The following is a 21,568-nucleotide window of genomic DNA, read 5'->3' as shown; positions in this document are numbered from 1 at the left end:
GCGATGCCCGACGGCATCGCCGACGAAACCGCCGGCCCTGCACCGACCCTCGGCGCTGCCACGTCGGCGCTGAAGGTCGAACTGGCGCAGGCACCGGCCGCAGCCGAACTCGGCACGCCAGGCAGCGTCGGGGAGGACCTGCTGCGGCAGGCCTTGCCACCGGCGGCACCGCGCCCTGCGCCGCGACCGCCCGCGACACCGGCTGGCGGCGACGCGGGTGGCAGCGCGGGTGGCGACGATGCGGCCTGGTACGAGAGCACGCCGTTGCTGCTCGGGGCTGCTGCGGTGGGTGTGCTGGCCTTGGCGTCCGGCGCGAAGTCTCCTGCGCCCGCCCCTGCACCCGCGCCGACGTCGCCGGACTACCTCACCTTCCGCGTCCTGCCCATGGCGGGCGAGATGACCGGCTTGCGGGTCGTGGTCGTCGATGCCGACGGGCAGCGGCAGGTCATCGATCCGGCCAACGTGCTCGTGGCCAACCCGCTCACGGGCGAGCTCAAGGTGACGGTCACCCAGTTCGGCAAGCTGGCCGCCGGCGCACGACTCAAGATCGAGCTGCACGACGACAACGGCAGCGCCGCGAACTTCGACGACGAGACCAACCCGGTCTCGGGCTACGACACCGACCTCGGCGCGACGGTGCTGTCAGCCTGGATCAGCAAGGCGCCCGTCGCTTCCAACGAACTGGCCCATGTCAGCGGCTCGACGATGTCGCTCGCGGTCACGCCGCTGACCACCGTGGCGTCACGCCACATCGACGGCTTGTTGGTCTCCCATCCGGAACTGTTCGCCGATGCCGCCAAGGCCGACGAGACCATCGCCGCGATCCATCAGTCGGTTGCCGCGCTGTTCTCCTCGCTGGGCAGCTTCCCCTTGGTCCAGAACGCGCAGCCCAAGCCCGTCAACGCCGACTGGACCGCGTCACCGGATGCCTACGGCAAGGCACTGGCCGTGCTCTCGAAGATGGCGACCTGGCAAGAGACGACCGGTCTCGACGGCGTGATCGACTACCTCGCGCGGCACCTTCAGGATGATGCGACCGTTGGCCGCGGGGTGACGCTCGATGCAGCCGCCAGCCTGTTGCTGCAGACGGTCAGCAACGCGTACTTCGCCGACGCCGACGTGTCAGCCGCCATCCAGGCCAACCTGGCCAGTGTCAGCCTGCGCCGCCGCAACAATGCCAGCTCGACCATCGGCGAGCAGGTCGATGCCGCCGGGGTGATCGCCTACACCAGCCTGACCGACGGCCTGACCGTGGCCATCACCCCGGCGAAGGGTGCGCGTGCCGGCGACAACTACACGCTGCGCTTCCATCCCGATGGCACGTCCGGCAGTGCGCGGGACTACACGGTGAACTACACGTTGCCGTCGGACTACGACGCGGCGTCGACCACCTTGCCCCTGCTCTTCAAGGTGCCCGTCTTCCGGGACAACCTCGCCGGCCAGGAAGAGGCGCCGCTTGTCGAGTTCGCGCCCGACGTCAACGGCCGCACGCTGCTGAGTCCGGACCGGGCGCCCGCCGAGATCAGCCGGTTCAAGCTCACCATCGAACCCGGTCCCGGCATGAAGCCCGACTTCGTGCTGCCTGCGGTGGACCTGGCGATCGACCACGCGCCGGTGGCCATCGTCAGCGCTCCCGAGACGGCCGGCGCGACGCGATACCACGTCGGCGAGACCATCCTCGTGAAGGTCGTGTTGCCGAGCAAGGTGGCGTGGAACGTCACCACCAACGGCGTCGACGACGTGCGCACCTATGCGCCCAAGCTCAGGTTCCAGGTCGGCACCAAGACCGTCGAGGCGATCCTGGTCGATCCGGTCGCCGCCAACGGCGGCAACGAGCTGGTGTTCGGTTACCTGGTCACCAAGGCATCCGAACTGGAGGGCGAGATTTCCGTCGGCCGTTCGGCGTTGGTCACGAGCGGTGGCAGCACCTCCATCCGCGACGTGTCCGGGGGCTTGCTGACCCGGGCCTTCAGCCTGTTGGTCGACACGACGCTGGATGCCACGGGCCAGGGCGTCGACGCCCTGGCGCCGGTCGCGCCGTCGCTGACCCTGCAGGCAGCCTCCAACACCGGTGCCATCGGCGACAACATCACCGGCAAGGATGTGCTGGTCTTCGACGTGGCGGGTGAAGCCCTCTCGCGGGTGGTGCTTGCCGACGCATTGGGTGCGGCGGTTGGCAGCGTCGTGCTCGACGAGAACGGCCGCGGGGTCCTGACCACGCGCGCGCTGGCGAACACCAATGCGCTGGGCACGGTCCACACACTGACGGCGACCGCCTTCGACGATGCCGGCAATGAAAGCGTCCCATCGCCCGGCATCTCCATGCTGGTCGACACCCGTGCGCCGGCCCAGCCATCGGCGCGCGTGCTGGAACTCGACGACACCGGCATCAGCGCCGGCGATGGCATCACGCGCCAGACGGTGCCCACGGTGCGCATCGTCGGCGAGGCGGGCGCGCAGGTGGTCGTCTTCGTCGACACGAACGGCGACGGCCGGCTCGATCCCGGCGAGTTCGTCCAGGGTCGCGGCCAGCTGAAGCGACTGGGCACAGGCGTGACCGTGCCGGGCCTGGTCCTGACGTCCGACCAGGGCTACCTGGATCTGGCCTTGACGACGCCCGACCGCCCGCTGGCCGACGGCACCTACGCGCTGACGGCGGTGACCACCGATGCCGCCGGCAATGACAGCCCGGCCTTCAACATGCAGCCTCTGCAGGTGATCAGCCAGATCGTGGCCGCGCCCGTGCTGACGATCGCCACGACCGCTCCCGAGAGCGGCTACCTGACGGTCGGGAGCAAGGTCCGCATCACCGCGACCTTCGAGCGTGCGGTCCATGTCGAGGCTGCCACCGACCCCCAGGCCGTCGGACCGCACGTGTCGCTGCGGCTGAACGCCACGACCGTCGTGTCGGCTCTCCTGGTCTCAGGTTCGGGCACCCGCGAGCTGACCTTCGAATACACCGTCGGCCGACAGGACAACAGCCCTGGACTGTCCATCGATGCGTCTGCCCTGTCGCTCGGCGCGGCCCGCCTGACCGACGTGGCTGGCAACGACGCCGGCCTCGCCACGCAGGCCGTGGCTGCTTCTGCGGCTGCGCCGCTGCGCATCGACACGCTGGCGCCGGTCTCGGTGGTCTCCGCCGTGCTGGACGCGGGATCCGACACCGGCAAGGTCGGTGATGGCAAGACCGGCGAGAACACGCCGAACTTTGCCGTGGAGGGCGAGGGCGGCGCGACCGTCGTCCTGTTCAACGATGAGCAGGAGTCCGACACCTTGTCAGGCAACGTCGAGCTGGGCCGGGTGGTCCTGGGCGACGTGGGTGCCGCCTCGGCGCGTGGCGTGCTGTCGCTCAATGCCGGCCAGGTGCTTGCCGACGGCACCTACAAGAATCTGAAGGTCGTCCAGATCGACGCGGCCGGCAATGTCAGTCCCACCAAGCGGGTGCGTGGCTCGAGCGAGGTGCCGGAGCTGGTCATCTCCACCGACCGGCCCGGTCAGCTGACCGACCTCGAGTTCGATGAGGCGATGGACCGCCTCAGCGTCGCCGGTGCAGGCCTTGCGCCTCGGGACTACTACACCTACATCGCCACGCCGACCTTCAACTTCAAGGGTGGCGAGAACAACAACACCGCCATCCTGTTCCGGGACGTCAACGGCAACGGCAGGCTGGACCGTGGCGTCGACGTCGAACTGGGTCGCTCGACCATCTCCACCAACTACCGGTCGGTCAGCGTCGCCGCCGTGAATGCGCTGTCCGAAGGTGTCTACGAGAACCTTCGGGTGGTCCAGGAGAGCTCGTCCGGTGTCCTGGCCGACGAGGCCTCGGCGCTGGCCCGGTCTGTGCGCATCAGCCCGAACGAGCCCGGTCCGCTGGGCATTTCCCTCAAGGCCGACCAGACCTACGGCAACGCCAGCCAGATCCACTTCGACTTGACGGCATCCAGCCATGTCCCCGGTGCCCGCGTCGTGGTCTTCGACGATCGCAACCTCAATGGCCAGCTCGACGATGGCGACGTTCGCCTGGGCAGCGCGGCCGGCGACCTGCCCGCGGTCGTCGCGAACCGGCCGGTCTTGAGCCTGGCGGCACCGACCGAGGGCAGCTATGCCCACCTGATGGCCTATCAGGTCTACGCCGGCAAGAGCGGTGCGGCCAGTGCCGTCGGTGGCGTGCCCAACGGCGGCATCACGCTGGATCGCACCGGCCCCGGCCTGACCATTTCCTCGGACGTGTTTGTCCTCAATCCGGGTGCCGAGACCCGCTTGCTGCTGACCTTTGACGAGGAGCCCCGGACGGGCACGTTCACGCTGGACCTCCTCAAGCGAACCGACGACCGCGTCCACGCCAAGCTGGGCGAGCTGTCCGCCATCGTGCCGGTGCAACTGGACAACCGCACCGTCTGGCAGGCCAGCGTGACACTGACCGCCGACGCGACCGGCATCACGAACTTCACCCTCGACGCGCCAGCCGGTGCCTATGTGGACCGTTACGGCAACGCCAGCCAGGCGAGTCACTTTGAACTGTCCGGTGTCTCCGACGTCACCCCGCCGGTGGTGTCTATCACGAGCGATGCCACCAAGGTCGGACTGGCCGGTCGCGAGGCGTCGACCCAGGCGCTGCTGACCTTCAGGATGTCGGAGCCGGTGACCGACTTCACCCTGGCCGACATCGCTGTTTATGGCGGCGCGGCCGTTGGCTCTCTTTCTGACCTGCGTCCGGTGGACGGCGGCGGCCTCGCCTGGACCGCCGTGTTCACGCCGGCCAGCAGCACCTTGGCCGAGGCCCGCATCACGGTGCGCAATGGCGCCGTGTTCGACACGTTGGGAGGCAATGCCAACGCGGCCGCATCGATCCGCCTGAGTGTCGACACGGCGGCTGCGCCGGTGCTCGTCGCGCCCGATGCCTGGGCCGATGCCGGGCCTGTGCTGCGTGTGCTGGAAGACACCCGTCTGCCGCTGCGCGCCACCGCCGCCAACAGCGGCCCGACCGCCCTGTCGGTGCGCGATGCCGACCTTCCTGGCAGCGACAGCGCCTTCGATCGCGTCGAGCTGAGCGTGGGCCGCGGCCTGCTGAAGGCGGACCTTTCCGGCGGTGCCCACGCCATTGGCAACGACAGCGCCACCTTGACCCTGACCGGCACGACCGCACAGGTGAATGCGGCGCTGGCGACCCTCAGCTACATCGGCACGTCCCATGCCAGCGGCGAAGACCGGCTGGTGGTCACGGCCCGGGACCTGACCGGCAAGACCGACCGCAGGGAATGGGTCCTCGCCGTCGACGCCGTCAACGACGCGCCGGTGCTGACCGTGCCCGCCAATGGCGCCAGCACGTATGTCGCCGGACGTTCTGAAATTCTCACCGGCATCCGGGTCGACGACGTCGACAGCGCATCGCTGCGCACCGTCGTCAGCGTTGGCCACGGCACGCTGACGGCAACGAAAGGCAGCGGCCAGGCAGAACTCGCGGGCCTTGACAGCGCCGAGCTGACGATGTCCGGGGCGCTGGTCGACATCCAGGCCGCGCTGGCGACCCTGCACTACACCGCCGACGGGGACTACCACGCGCTCAACCCCGGCGACACCAGCGACACCGTGCGGATCGTCACCACCGACCTCGAGGGCCTGACGATCAGTCGTTCCTACACCGTCGGGGTCACGCCGCGGCCGGTGGTGGCGCCGGAGATCCAGCTCTCGCAGGCCCTGGTCGAGGGCGGCATCTCGACCCTGGAGGATGTCGTCACCAGCCCGCTGGGCACCGGCCAGATCACCCTGTCCGACGCTGATCCGGACGGCAGCGCCAGTGCCCTCGCCAGCCTGAGCCTGTCGGTCGGACGCGGCACCCTGACGGTGCGGCATGCCGGCAGCACGCTCAGCGGTTCCGCGCTGACCTTGACGGGCAATGCCCAGACGCTGCACGAATCGCTCGCGACCCTGACCTATGCCGACCTGGTGCAGGCCCACGGCGACGGTGAGCTGACGCTGGTCGCCCGTGATGCCGATGGCCACGAGTCCAAGGCCACCGTGGCACTTCATGTGGCCAGCGTCGGCGATGCGCCCGTCATCGGCTTGCCCGCCGCGCCGAACGGCCTGGAGACCGGCAAGACCAGCTCGCTGACGGGCATCCGGGTCAGCGACGTCGACGTCGGTGTCGGGGCGCTGCGTGGCGTGACGGTGTCGGTGCAGCACGGCGCACTGAAGGTCACGCTGCCGACCGCCGCCTCGCCGGAGGACGTGCTGCCCGTCGTCACCGGCCAGGGAGGCAGCAGCCTGTCCTTTGCCGGCACGCAGGCACAGATGCAGTCGCTGCTGGACACACTGACGTACACGCCCGACGACGGCGTGCTCCCGCGGCCCGAGGCGCAGATGGGCCGTGACGTGTTGACCGTCACCGCCACCGATGGAGACGACACGACGCCCGATCCGAGTCGTGAGCTGGCGCTGTCGGTGCTGGTGCCGAACAAGCCCGCCACAGGCGACATCGGCGTGCAGGGCATGGCCCGTGTCGGCAACAACCTGACCATCAGCAACACGCTGGCCGACCCGGACGGCATCGCCGGCGGACAGGCCGGCATGGCCTACACCTGGCTGCGCGACGGCGTGCCGATCGGTCCGGCCGCCGTCGGTCGCACCTACGAGGTGACGGATGCCGACCTGCATCACGCCCTCGCCGTGGGTGTGCGGTTCACCGACCTGCGCGGCGAGGTGACCCAGCGCACGTCGGTCGCCACGGCGCCGGTCGAGTCCGATCTGGCGCTGGGGCTGGCCGCAGCGATCGAGTACGCCAACAACACCCGAACGCCGGCCTCGAGCGCCCAGCTGATCCTGTCGCGGCATGGCGACGGGTACGAAGACTACGTACTGGACGTCAACCGGGACGGCGCCATCGGCGCAGAGGACCGCACCGCGTACATCAGCAGCCTGAGCGTCAACAGCATGCTGACGCTGGCCGATGGTCGCAGCGCGCGCCTGCTCTCGTCCGACGACTGGGCCGCTGTCACCGGGGTACCGGCCGACTGGCCTCTTCCCGGTGCCGACGGCGCCGGCTACTGGACCTCGACCCCCGGTGATGAGGGCACGCACCTTGTCCACCTCGGCGCCCACACGCTGACGACCCCGCACCCGGTCGTCGACAGCGGGGGCATGACGTCGCCCGAGTCGTACTTCAACGTCTTCCGCGTGGAGCAGGCGGTCCTCTGACCGGTCCGCCACCGTCCATGCCAACTCCGATCCGATCGAGGCCTGCGCCCGCACGTCGCCAGATCGCCATCCAGTGACCACGATTCCAGGGAAAAAGACATGAGCAACACCACCGCTGTCCAGATCGCCGAAGCCTCCCAGCTCTTCAAGACGCTTTCGATCAAGAACATCCGCGACATCCGGGCCATGGACGTCGATCTGCTGATCGTCATGGCCGACGGTTCACGGATCATCGTCAGCGGCGGTGCCGTACTGGCGCTCACCCAGCCCGACTGGCCGATGGGTTTCGCCGACGGCACGGTGACGCTCGCCCAGCTGTTCCAGAAGATCGAGGACATCAACCTGTCGCCCGAGGCCAACCTGACGGCCTCGTCGCAGGAGATCACCCGCTACAACAACAACAACGCCAAGGTCCGGAAGCCGTCAGGCGCGGCGGAAGAGGATGCGCCTGCCAAGTCCGACCCGATCGACAAGGCTGGCAAGACCGACAAGCACGAGCCTGTGGCCGAACCCCTGCGCGAGGCGCCCAAGGAATCCGCACCGGTCCAGGGCGTGCTCGACAACGGCAGCACGACCCAGCGCCATGTTTCGGACACGGAGGTCAACAGCGACAAGTCGGACAGCTGGAACTGGACCTGGCCCACGCTGGCCGGCGTGTTCGGCGGCCTGCTGGCCCTGCGGAACAAGACCGGCAGCAACGACAACCCGTCCGAGTCAACGGCTTCGACCACGCGCCTGTCGGGCTACGTCGCGCTGGGCAAGATGACCCAGGCCGAGGTGCTGGTCTATGACGAGAACGGCCGACTGCTCAACAAGGACGGCAAGGCCGTCGCCCTCAACGATGCCGATGGCAGCTACGACGTCGAGCTGGGCACGCCCTACAAGGGCCTCGTCACCGTGGTCGTGCGCGATGCCAACGCCGGTGGCAACTACTACGACGAAGCCACGGGCGTGTACACCGACCTCGACGCCGACCTGCGTGCCGTCCTGGTGGTGGGTGGCGGCGCACAGACGACCCACGTCACCGCGCTGACCGAACTTGCCGCGCGCAAGGCCGGGCTGGCGGTCGGCGAGACCTCCGCGCGCGAACTGATCTCCCGACTCGGGCGCGACGGCGCCATCGCCGAGGTCCGCAAGGCCAACACGGCGGTCGCCGACCTGTTCGAGGTGCCAGACCTCCTCACCAGCAAACCGGTCACCGTCAACGAGGGCAGCGAGACCAATGCCCAGTTCGGCGAGCTGTCGCAGCGCGACCAGAACCATGGCATGTCCCTGGCCCTGATCTCGGCCCTGCAGGACGCTTCGGGCAAGGCCAATGCCGGCGACACGCTGACGCTGCTGGACTCGGTGCTGAACTACAGCGACCGTCCCGGCTTCGAGACCACCCTGATCTGGAAGGCATCCGAAGGCGCCGAGATGGACGCCAGCCAGGTCCAGGACCTGATCTACGAAGGTGCGCCGCGCGTGCCCTTCGTGGCGAACCAGGCCTACGCATCGCTGAAGGACTACATCGAGGACAACCAGATCGCCATGCGCAAGCCGACGGTGCTGGCGCGTGGCGTGGACCAGAACGTCACGCTGGACCGTGACGACCTGACCAACGGTGCGCTGACGGTGCAGGGCTCGATCGGCGCCAGGGCCGACCTCAAGCTGACGGCGGGCGACATCACCCTGACCCTGAGCGCCGACGTGGTCGACGTGGGGGGGGCGATCGGTGGTCAGGCGACCTTCAAGCTCAGCGATGAGCAGCTCGTCGAACTGGGCAACCAGCATGCCGCCATCAGCGTGTCGGTCACCACCACCGACCGGGCGGGCAACAAGCGCACCGCCACCGCCTTTGCCCAGCTGGAGGAAGCGGTCGCGGTGATGATCGACACCGTGCCGCCTGCGGCGCGGGTCACCGGCCTGGCCCTGGAGGCCGGCGGCGACAGCCACTATGCCGCGCGGCCCAGCGGCCATGCCGAAGGCCAGGAAGCGGCCTACGGCACCGTCGACGACGGCATCACCAACATCAACGTCCAGAACGTACGGATCACCCTGAACGACCGGGCACTTGGGCAGACCGACCGGATCGAGTTCTCGACCGATGCCGGCCAGACCTGGTTCCGTCCGAACGACCTGAAGGACATCAGCGCCGCCGATGCCCCGCGCACCGTCTGGCAAGCCGTGGGCGTTCGCTTCGCCGAAGGCGAGAACGCCCTGCTGGCTCGCGTGGTGCAGATCAAGAACGATCCGCGCTACGGCAGCGACGGCATCGGCAACTACAGCGCGATCTACACGACCCCGCAGCCGCTCGCGACGATCGACACCCAGACGCCCCGCGAAGCCCACTTCGTCATCGATGGCGATGACGGCATCGACTTCACCGACAACGTCACCGTGATCACGGGTCGCTCGATCCAGCTGGTGGGCAACATGCCGGATGCCCTGGTCCGCTACCGCGTCGACACCGGCACCGGATTCGGCGCGTGGCGTGATGCGCCCACCGACAACCGGCTCGTGCTGCTGGGCGACTCCGTCGACGGCAACGGCAAGCTGGTGGTCGAGACCCACCAGGTCGATTTGGCCGGCAACGTCTCCGAGACCCTGACGCGCACCTTCATCGTCGACACCTCGGGCGTGATCCAGCATGCGCTCGCGCTGGTGCGTGCGGTGGATGGCGCCGCCGAACTGGCCGCCATTGCGGCCGCCCGTGCCAGCCTGTCGGCCAACACCGCCCGCGACAAGGTCGCCTTCTCCAGCCTGGGCATCGTCGGCGTAACCGACGACAACCTGCGCGCGGTCATCCGCGGCATCTCGACCCAGACCGACGAGACCCGGGTCGACACCAAGGCTGGCTTGCAGCAGGTGGTCGACGAGGCCGTCGTTGCCGCCACCCAGGCGCTGACGCGCATCAGCAACTATGCCGGCCAGACCGAACCGGCCGACGCAGTGCCGACGCTGGATGACTTCGTCACGCTGGGCATCGACGGCGTCACGGCCGACAACCTGCCGCTGGTGAAGACCATCTTCGCGAAGCTGCCGGCCGAGGCATCCGACACCATCGGCGAGGTCACGGCGGCCGTGGCCGCCTTGCAGGCCGTGCAGGGACTGGCTGACGGCCGTTCCAACACCGACCTTGCGGCGCTGCCGAAGGCGGCGCAGTACGCGCCGCTCGGCATCACGGTCGACGAGACCGAAGCCCGCCTGCTGGGCTCGGTGCTGGACGCCCGGAATCCGTCCGATGTCGACAACCTGGACAAGATCCAGGCCATGGCGGACGTGGTCCGGCGACTGATCGCCGTGGCCGATGACCGGGGCGCCGAGATCAAGCCCCTCAGCGCTGCCGACTTTGAGCTGCTGGGCATCGCGGGCGTCGATGGCAGCGACGAGAACGACGGAAACGGCAACCTGAGCGCGGTCATCGCCGCGATCGCGGCCAAGTCGCCCGGCGAGGTCGACACCTTGTCCGAGGTCCGTGGGGTGGTCAACGACCTGATCGGTGACCTCAAGGTCATCATCGACTACGCCACCGACAGCACGCTCAACTCGCCGCCGTCGCTGGGCAACTACGCCCAGGGCGGCCTGGCCCCCCTGGTCGCCAACCGCACCGAACTGGATGCGGTGAACTCGGCTGTCGACGCGCTGTCGCCGACCGACGTGGGCACCTGGAACAAGGTGCGAAAGATCGCCGAGGCCTACAACCGGGTGCTCGACCTCGTCGGTGCCGACCTCGGCATCGCGACCGACCCGCCCACCGCTGCGGACTACGCCCGCATCGGCATGACCCTGTTCGAGACCGCCTTCCCCGACAGCGATCCCGAGGGCGATGGCACCTTCGCGCCCAGCCCGCTGAAGGAACATGCTGCGACCCTGCTCAACAGCCGCATCACCCAGCTGACCAGCGGTGCAGTCGACAGCGTGAACGAGCTGCTGGCCCTGGCCGACGTGCCGGCCCGCGTCATGCAGCAGGCAGCCGGCCTGCCGGTGACCCCAGCGCTCTCGGCCGACGATCTGGCCAGTCTTGGCCTGACCGGCGTGAACGCCGACAACCTGGCCGTCGTGCTCAGCGGAATTGCCGGCAGCGCCGACACCGGCGAGGACGCCGACACCCCCGCCGCATTGCAGAAGCTGGCCGACGAGGCCAAGGCCGCACAGATCGTCATCAGCACGTACGCTCAGAGCAACGACCCGAAGGATGCCCCTGGGCTGGAGCACTACCAGGCCCTGGGCATCACCGCCGTCACCGATCGGGTCATGGCCGACGCGGTGAACTCAGCCCTGGCCACGCTGGCGGTCGAAGGCCTCGACGCCGACAGTCCTGCCGAGGTCCAGGCCATCGCCCAGGCTTACCGGGCCGTGCTGGCGCATGCCAATGGCGCGGCGATCGATGCCGACCCGTCTGACGATCCCAGCGCCGACCAGTACGGCCTGCTGGGCGTCGACGTGACGGCCAATGTCGGCGTCGCTGCGCTGCTCAACGACGCTGTTGGTGTCCGCGAGCGAGCCGACGTCAATACCGCGGGCGAACTGGTCAGCCTGGCCGCACACGCCACGGCGGTCACCGAGGCGGCGCTGGGCCGGCTTGACGCGCTGGGCGTCGATGCACCTGCGGGCCTGAAGACGGCTCTGGAAGCCCTCGGTGTCACCAGGCTGGAAGACGACACCCTCGCCGCCGTGCTCTCGGCCCTCGTGGCCAGCCCGGACAGCCTCAGCGTGGCCAGCGACCTCGCGGCGCTGCAGACGCTCGCCGACAACGCCCGGATCGCGCAGCAGGCGATCTGGGACTACGCCGATCTCACCCCGCCGCCGGCGCCCAAGGACGGCCCGTCCGTCGAGGACTACGCGGCCATCGGCATCACCGACCTGACGGCAGAGCTGCGCCTGGCGCTCAACGCGGTGCTGGCCACCGATGCCATCGATCGCGCCGACATCGTCAAGCCTGCGGACCTCCAGGCCATGGCCGATGCCTATGCGGCCGTGCTGGCCGAAGCCAATGGCGCCACGCCGGACGCGGATCCGCTCGACAACCCCGGCGCCGACGACTACGCCGTCCTGGGCATCGACCGCGTCATCCCTGCCGATACCGACCTCGGCAAGTCGGCGCTCAAGCTGATCAACAGCGTCATCGGTTCGCTGACCAGCGATGGGGTCGACACCCCCGATGAACTGCAAGGACATGCGGGTCGGGTGGCGGCCGTCATGAAGCTTGCGGCTGGCACGGTCGATCCGGCCGCCCCGCCGATCAGCGCTGAGGAACTGCGTGCGCTGGGCCTGAGCGACGTCACCGTCGACAACGCCGCAGCCGTGCGCGCGGCCATCGCTGTTTCCGCCGACGACGGCTCGGACATTTCGACCCTCAGCGACCTGAAGAGACTGACCGCCGACGCGATCGCCGCGCGAGCCAAGATCATGGCCTACGCCGCCAACCCGACGCCCACTGGGGCGCCGGATGCCGACACCTATCTGGCCGTGGGCCTGCTCGGTGCGGACGGCAATCGACTGGGCGACGTGGCGGTCGACAGCCTCAACAGCGTGCTGGCACGGCCTGCGGTGGACGAGTTCGACGTGTCGACGCCCGAACAGCTGCAGCAGATCCTCGACGCGCTGGCGGCGGTGCGTGCCGCTGCCGACGGCCTGGTGCCGTCCGACGGCAAGCTCAGCACCGAAGCCGCTGCGCTCGATGCGGCCACCTGGGCCCTGCTGGGCCTGACCGGCCTGGAAGGCACGGGCGCCGGCGCGGCCGCCCGCCTGCAGGCCTTCGATGCGGTCATCGATGCCCTGAACCTGCCGGCCGACCGTGCCATCGATGCCGCCAGCCTGCAAAGGGCCCTGGATGCCCTGGTCAAGATCCAGGCCCTGGCCGACGGCACGCCCACCCCCGGCGGCGTGCCGGTCGCGTCGCAGCTGGCGGCCGCCGACCTGGTCGCGCTGGGCCTCGTCAACGGCAGTGCGGCGATCGCCCGTGCCATGAGCGACTCCATGGACCGGCAGCACTTCGCCGATGTCGACAGCACCGCCGCACTGCAGACCCTGCTGGACGCCTGGCATGCGGTGCTGGCCGAGGCCAACGAGCCCGTCGTCTCGGTCGGCCTGCCGACCGATGCCGACAAGACGCCGGATGCCGACCGTGACGCCAACCCGACGGCGGCCCACTACCGCGCCATCGGCGTGAGCCTGCGAGGCGTCACCGACGTCGACACGCCGGATGCCGACACGCTCGCGCTGATGAACGACGTGCTGCGCCGCAAGAATCCGGATCAGGTCGACAGCGTGTCCGAGCTCGACGCGCTGGCCGCTGCGGTCGACCGCGTCATGGTCCAGGTCGGGCGCGACCTGCCGCCCGGCACCACCGACCTGACGGTCTCGACCGAGGAAGCGCGGGACTGGGCCGTCGCCTTCGCGGCCCTGGGCGTGTCCGGCCTCGACGTCGGCCACACCACCGAGTTCCCGGACGACCCGGGCAACGTCGGCCAGATCCTGGCGGCATTGGCCAATCAGGACGACGACGGTCACACGGTGCAGACGGTCGGCGCGGTCCAGAAGCTGATGGACGACATCCTGCGTGACTTGCGGATCATCAAGAACTACGCCGATGGCAAGCTCGATCCCGACACCGGCGTGCTCATCGTGCCCACCAAGGCCACCTACGACAGCGTGGGCATCAAGGGCCTCACCGTCGACAACGTGCCCGCCATCAATGCCGCACTGGCCACCGATCGCGTGACCGGCAACGAGGCCGCCACCCGCAGCCTGGTGCAGGGCATCGTCAATGCCTATGTCGGCATCCTGGCCGAGGCCAACGGCACCGACGTTGACGCGACACCTCTGGCCGACCCGACGCTGGTCACCTACCTGCGCATCGGCGTGAACCCGGCGCCGCTGCTGCAGGCGGACGGCATCAGTCCCCGCACCGACGTGCTGGCGCTGCTCAACGACAGCCTCGGCGCGCAGACCGCCTCGACCGTGGGCACGCCGGCCCAGATCGACGCCCTGGCGGCCACGGCGGCCGAGATCGTTCGCCTGGCCACGCCCGGTGCGGCCGTCGGCACCAGCCTGACCCTCGCCGCGCTGACGTCGTTCGGTCTGGGCAACTTCAACGAGTCGACGCCGGCCCGCGCGGCCGCCGCGCTCAACGGCCTGGTCGATGCCGTGCGCAAGACCGGGGCGCCCGACAAGGTCAACAGCCTCGGTGAGCTGCAGGACATCGTCGATGGCTTCCGGGTGCTCCAGGACCACGCCGAGGGCGTGGCGGGTGCCCCCACGCCCGTCGCGGCCGACTACGCCAAGGTGGGCGCGCCGCTGACCGACAGCCGGCCGGCCGCCTTGTCGCTGCTCAACGACGCGGTCGCCCGCGTCGATGCCGGCAAGGTCGACAGCGTTCACGAGGTCGCCACGCTGGTCAGCGTGGTCGAGCGACTCATGGCTACCGCACGCGGCGCGGACGTGGTCCCCGAACTGGGGATCGATGACCTGAAGCTCACCCTGGGCCTGAGCGACATCAACTCCGTCAGCCTGCCGGCCCTGCTCAACCGCATCAAGGCCTCGCCAGACAGCGGCAGCGACATCGAGAACCTGGCCGAGCTGCAGGCGCTCGCGACTCAGGCAGCCACCGCCATGCGGCGCATCCGCACCTATGCGGATGACGCGAGTGCGGCCTATCTGCCTTCGCTCTCGGACTACGCCGACATTGGCGTGGCCATCCCTGGCCCCCTGGTCGGTGACGAGAACACCGCTTCGCAGGCCGATTACCTCAACGCGGTGAACAACGCGCTCGCCTCGGCGGTCATCGACAGTGGCGACGCCGGCACGCCGGCCCAGGTCGAGGCCATCGTCCATGCCGCCCAGCGCGTGCTGGACGCCGCCGATGGCGAAGCCAACACCGATCCCGATCTGCTGCCCAGCCGCGCAGACTTCGAGGCCCTCGGTCTGTCGAAGGTCGACCTGGACGCCGCAGGCCCTGGTGGCCTGACGCTTCTGCAGGGTGCCATCGATGCAGCCCTGCCTCAGCAGGTCGACAGTCCGGACGAGATCAAGAGCCTGCTCGACCTGATCAAGCTGGTCGCCCTCGAAGCGGCCGGCAAGCCGCAGACCGACCCGGCCCTGACCGTCGGCGTGCTCGAGACGCTGGGCGTCAACTTCACAGGCCTGGACACGGCCAACAACTGGCCCGCGATGCTGGCGGCCATCCAGGCCAGTCCGGACAGCGGCAGCGGCATCGACACGCTGGACAAGCTGCAGACGCTGGTCAGCGACGCGGACACGGCCATGAACGTGATCCGCACCTACGCCGGCGCGACCGACGTCAACCGCGTGACGCGTCCCGAGATCGCGACCTACCAGGCCATCGGCCTGGTCCGCACCGACACGACGAACCCCGATCCCGCCCAGCACACCGTCACCCCGCTGGTGACGGAGGCCAACGTGGGCGCGATCAACGCCGCGCTCGCCACCGGCACCATCGGCGCCGCCCAGGCGGACACGCCAGCCCAGGTCCGCCTCATCGTCGAGGCCTACCAGAGCATCCTCGACGAGGCCAACGGCACGGCCCCCGATGCCGATCCGCGCGACAACCCGACGCAGGCCGAGTACAGCCGCATCGGCGTGCAGGTCAACAAGCTGACCACCGGTCTGCCCGCAAGCGGTCCCCAGGCCGGCAAGGCCGATCCCAACGTGCTGAGCCTGCTCAACAGCGTCATCGGCAACGTGGACGACCCGGCGGTTGCCCGGCCTTCCGACATCGACCGGCTGGGTGCGCTGGTCAACAAGGTCATGGCGCAGGCCGGCATCCTCAACAACGACACCACCACCGCGCCCTTCGTCACCATCGCCGAACTGGATGGGCTGGGTGTGCGCGACGTCAACGGCAACACCCTGGGCTCGCTGGAAGCCACCAAGCCCGGCGCGGTGCAGGCCGCGCTCTACGCCATCCGGGTCAGCAAGGACGATGGCAGCGAGGTCAACACCCTGCCGCTGCTGAATGCCAAGGTGGCCGACGCCATCGCGGCCTACGAGCGCATCGTCGCCTACGCCGAGACCGGCGCGGGCAACCAGCCGACGCTGGCCGACTACGCGGCGCTGGGCCTGGTCGTGCCTGAGGCCCTCAAATCCGAGCCGGAGGCCGCCAACATGCTCGGTGCGGTCCTGCGCACCGATGTGGTCCAGGGCGAACAGGTCAACTCGCCCAACGAGGTCCAGGCCATCCTCGACGCCTACGGCCGCGTGCTGCAGGCCGCCGACGGCAACCCGGACAACACCGGGCCGACGGTGCTGCCGAGCAAGGACGACCTGCTCGCCCTGGGTGTCCGGCTCGGCACCAGCGCCACCAATGCCAGCGCCTTGCGTCTGTTGCAGTCGGCCATCGACGCCCAGCCTGCCGACCACGTCAACGTGTCGAGCCCGACCAAGCTCGGGGAACTCGACACCATCGGCCAGAACCTGCTCGCCTTGGCCAACAAGCCTGGCCAGCCGCTGCCGGCTGCCGATGCCCTGCCGATCAGCAAGGCCCAGTTGCAGCAGCTGGGCCTGAGCCTCGCGTCGACGGTCACGAATGCCGGTGTCGCCGCCGGTCTCGCGGCCGTGCAGGCCCGGACCCGGCTGGATCAGGTCGACACCGTCTCCGAGCTTCAGACCTTGTTCAATGCCGCCATCACGGCCCAGGACAAGATCTCGGCCTACGCCGCCAACCCGGATCCGGACAAGGCCCCGACGGCAGCCGACTACGCCGCGATCGGCATGGTCAACAGCGCCGGCCAGCCCACCGTCACCGATGCCAACCTGGCCGCGATCAACAGTGCGCTGGTCACGCCGGCCATCGGTGCCGAGCGGGCTGACTCGCCCGCCGAGATCGCCGCCATCGTCGGCGCCTACAACGCCATCCTGGCCGGCACCACCACCTCCGGCACATCGCCGACGCAGGAACAGTACGACGCCATCGGCGTCGAGGGCGTCACCCCCACCAACCTGGGCCTGCTCAATGCTGCGCTGAAGGCCATCGGCCTCGACGCCGCCAAGGACGCCGCGGCGCTGCAGGCCGCCGTTGTCGCGGCCGACAAGGTCATCGCGGCTGCCGACGGACCGAGCGGATCGATCACGCCCGCCGCCCAACTGCCCACAGCCGCCGATTTCGAGGCCCTGGGCGTGGCCCTGGGCGGGTCCAGCGTCGCGAACGACCCGGACGGCAGCGGCGCTGCGCTGCTTGGCGCCGTGATCGACAAGAAGCCGCTGTTGGCCGTGTCGACGCCGGACCAGCTCGACGTCCTGGCCGGCCTGGTCAACAAGGTCATGGACACCGCAGCGGGCAAGCCTGTCTCTCCGCCGCTGAGTGCCGACGACCTGAAGAGCCTGGGCGTGGACATCACGGGCAAGTCGCCGGCCCAGCAGGCCGCGATCCTCGCGGCCATCGCCACCAGTGCCGACGACGGCAGCGACGTCGCGTCGCTGGCGGACCTCGGCGCCCTGGCCGACAAGGCCGTGGCCGCGCTGGCCAAGATCACGCGCTACGCCCAGGACCAGCGCCCGGCCGACGAGCCGAGCGTTGCCGACTACCTCGCCATGGGCGTCGCAGGCGTCACCGATGACCAGCCCGCCAGCGGTGAAACGCCTGCCGTGCCGGGCAGCCGTGCCGCCGTCAACGCGGCGCTCGCCAGCGCCAAGGTGACCGGATCCGAAGCGGACACCCAGCTGGAGGTCCAGGCCATCGCCAGCACCTACGCCAAGGTGCTGGCCCTGGCCGACGGCAGTCGCAGCCACGCGGTCGATCCGCTGGTGGCGCCGACGTCCGCCGACCTGGCGGCTCTGCCCAGTGCGCTGGAGATCGAGCGCCTGGGGAGCACCGCCCCGACCGATGCCCACACGCTGCTGTTGCTGCGCACGGCCATCGACGCGACCAGCCGTGACCGCGTCGACACGCCAGCCGACATCGACCTGATTGCCGACTCCGCCGCCCGGATGCTCGCGCTGGCCACCGGCGGCACGCCCACCATCGTCCTGGATGATTTCATTCGCCTGGGCGTCAGTGCGCTGGACGATGAGAACCTGCTCGCCGCCATCGAGGCCGTGCGGGCCAAGAGCAGCGCCCTGTCCGTCAACACGAGTGCCCGGCTGCAGGCCGTGGTCGACGAGGTGCTCGCCGACCTGAAGGTCATCAAGGACTATGCCAACGACAACCGCCAGGCCCTGCCGACCGACCAGAACTACATCCGTGCCGGTGTCAACGGCATGGGGACCGCTGGCGCGCCCAGCGTTGACATCCTCAATGCCGCCGTCGATGCCCTGACCAGTGTGGACGTCGACAACCGGACCAAGCTGCAGGGCGTCTTCGATGCCTACCGCCATGTGCTGGCCGTCGCCGACGGCACGCCAGGCAATGCAGCCTCACCGGTCAGCGCGGAAGAGCTCAAGCGCATCGGCGTCGACCCGACCAAGGTGCCGGATGCCACCAAGCCCGGTGGCGCCGCCGCGCTGGGCCTGCTGCAAGGCGCGCTCGATGCCCAGCCCGCCAGCCACGTGACGGTCGATACGCCTGCCAAGATTGGCGAACTCGCCACGCTGGCCACCAAGGTCGTTGCGGCCGCCAACGGCAGCAGCACCAGTCTGCCGACCCAAGCCGAACTGGAAAAGCTCGGCCTCACCGGCCTGACGTCCGCCACCCTTGCTGCCGTTCAGGCCGCCATCCGCGCCAATCCGCTGGACGGCGTCAACAGCCTCGCGGACCTGCAGACCATCGCCGACACCGTCGAAGCCATCCACCAGATGACCGACGGCAACCCCGGCACCAACCCCGCCAGCTTGCCCACCGCAGCCGACTACGCAGCACTGGGCGTTGCCGGCATCGTCGATGCCGCCGCCAACAACGACCTGCTGAACGCCGTCGTCGCCGGCAAGCCCTATGCCTCGGTCGACAGCCCGACCGACCTGAAGGGACTCAGCGACATCGTCAACAAGGTCATCGACCTCGCCAACGACGTCCAACCGGCGCCCCAGATCACCGCCACTGAGTTCGACAAGATCGGCGTCACCGGGGTCACGCCTGCCAGCCTGCCCGCGCTGCTGGCCGCCATTGCCGCCGCCACGCCCGAAAAGGTCAGCGACCTCGCGGCATTGCAGGCCATCGCCGTCGCCGCCGAGCGGGCCCAGATCAAGATCGAAACCTACGCGGCCCATGCGGCGCTCACGCCTGTCACCGCGGACGCCCCGACCGTGGCCGACTTCGAGGCCGCGGGCGTGACCGACGTGCGCGACGCCGCTGCGGACGGACGCCCGGCCAACCTGGACGCCATCCGCGCCGCGCTGTCGACCCAGGCGGCCGACGGCACCGACCGCATCCCCAGCGACCTGGCCCGTCTGCCGTCCGACCTGCAGGCCCTGGTCGACAGCTACGGCCGGCTGCTGGCCCTGGCCGATGGCGCACCGAACGCCATGGCCACCGAGGCCCCCTCTGCCGGCAAGCCCGTGGCGCAGGACTACGCCAACGTGGGGGCTCGCATCGGCGCGGCCGCCACCGACGCGGCCAACCTTAGCCTGCTCAATGGCGTCATCGATGCCAAGTCCGTCGCCGACATCGCCACCCCGGCCGCGATCGATGCGCTGGCGATCACCGTCAACCACGTGCTGGCCTATGCCCGTGGCCAGGACGCCACCGCACCGACCGTCGAGGAACTCGCGAGCCTGGGCATCGACCTGGCTGCGCTCGACGCCGCGAAGTCGCAGCTGCCCGCCGTGCTGGCCGCACTGGCGGCCGTGCCGGATGCCGACGCCTCGTCCATCGCCACGCCCGACGGACTGCAGGCCCTGATCGACCGCGCCATCGACGCGCAGGACAAGATCAGCCTCTATGCCGCAACCCAGCCGGCACCGGTCGAGCCTGATGCCATCCCGTCCGCCGACGACTACGCCGCCATCGGTGCCGCACTGCCCGCCATCCCTGGCGTGCAGCCTGCCCAGGTCCTGGCGATGGTCAATGCGGCGCTGGCCACCGAGCGTGTCGACGCGGCCCAGGTCGCGACGCCGGCTCTGGTGGGCGACATCGAGGCCGCCGTCGCCAAGGTCCTGGCCGCAGCCGACGGTCCCGAGGGCAAGACCACCCCAGCCGCCGACCTGCCCACCCAGGCCGACTACGCCGCGCTGGGCCTGCCGGCCGGCACGACCGACCTGCTCGGCAAGGACACGCCCAACCTCGGCCTGCTCAACCAGCTGGTCGACGGGACCACGACCGGACAGGTCAATACGCCCGCGACGCTCGGTGCGCTGGCCGACAAGGTCAACACCCTGATGGGCGTGGCGGCGACGCCGCCTGGCACCGCCCCGACCGACGCGCAATTGCGCGCCCTGTCGGCCGCCGACCTGGCCGCGCTCGGGCTGCCGGCTTCCCTCACCACCGCCCAGGTCGCTGCCGTGCTCAACGCGGTCGCCGCCAAGGACCCGGCCGATATCGCCTCGCTGGACGCCCTCCAGGCGGTGGCGGACGGCGCACTCGCCGCGCTGAACTGGATCGCCCAGTTCGCCGAGACCAATGCCGACGACCCCGCCCACCCGCTGACCGTCGCCGACTTCGAGGCGCTGGGCATCATCGGCGTGCGCGACACCGCCGCTGGCAGTGGCTCGCCGGCCACCCTGGCCGCCGTCAAGGACGCACTGGCGGGCAGCGCCATCCGACGCACCGAGGCCGACAGCCCACAGGAGGCGCAGGCCATCGTCGATGCCTACGCCCGCATCCTCAAGGCCGCCGACGGCCGCGCCGGCAATGCCGACGATGAGGGTGCAGCCGGCCTGCCGACCCAGCAGGACTTCGACCGCATTGGCGCCGACATCGGCACCCTGAGTACGGCCGATGGAATGACCGTGGCCCAATCGGCCAATGCCGTCGACCTGCTTGGCAGCCTGGTCGATGCCGTCCCGACCGGCCGCGTCGACACCCTGGTCGACATCAGGACCCTGGCCGAACTCACGCGCAAGATCGTCGAGAACGCGCTCGGCAACACCCATCCCGACTACGCGCTGACGCCGGCCGACTTCACCGGCCTGGGCATCAACGGCGTCACCGCCGGTCCGGACGGCAACCTGGCCGAGGTCATTGCCGCGATTGCCGAACACGCTGCGAAGGATCCGACCCGGTCGCTGGACAACCTCGACACGCTGGCCGAACTCGCCGATGCGGTGGCCACCGTCACCAACATCCCGACGCTGGAGACGGTCGCCAGCGACGACGTCATCAACCACGATGAGGCCACCGCCCTGGGTGGCGTGGTGCTCAAGGGCACCGTGGCCCGCGACAGCACCGTGCAGCTGACCCTGCCCGGCATCACGCTGCCGATCGACATCCCCTCCGTGCCGGCCGAGATCGGCGCGACCTGGTCCACCAGCCTGAGCGCCGCGCAGCTCGCCGCCATGGGTG

2 protein-coding genes (1 of these 2 only partly in view) are annotated in these 21,568 nt (G+C 69.7%); both read left to right on the top strand.

Annotation, left to right across the window (positions count from 1 at the left end; translation table 11 throughout):
- Positions 1-3: 3 nt before the first annotated feature.
- Positions 4-7,194, top strand: coding sequence for an Ig-like domain-containing protein (locus Q8X39_RS10155; RefSeq protein ID WP_305749543.1), 7,191 nt, complete (start codon positions 4-6; stop codon positions 7,192-7,194).
- Positions 7,195-7,293: 99 nt separating this feature from the next.
- Positions 7,294-21,568, top strand: the 5' end (the start) of a protein-coding gene (locus tag Q8X39_RS10150; RefSeq protein WP_305749542.1) for an Ig-like domain-containing protein. It continues 14,744 nt past the right edge of the window; 14,275 of the gene's 29,019 nt are visible here — the first part of the coding sequence; the start codon lies at positions 7,294-7,296; its stop codon lies beyond the right edge, outside the window.

Source organism: Leptothrix discophora, from assembly GCF_030705305.1.
Classification (GTDB): Bacteria; Pseudomonadota; Gammaproteobacteria; order Burkholderiales; family Burkholderiaceae_C; genus Sphaerotilus; species Sphaerotilus discophorus.
Note: the sequence above shows the minus strand (reverse complement) of the source record. Positions and strands in the feature narration are given on the sequence as shown.

Bases quoted from the DNA above. Each gene is read 5' to 3' on its own strand.
- Q8X39_RS10155 (WP_305749543.1), top strand. From the start codon at position 4: ATGCCCGACGGCATCGCCGACGAAACCGCCGGCCCTGCACCGACCCTC.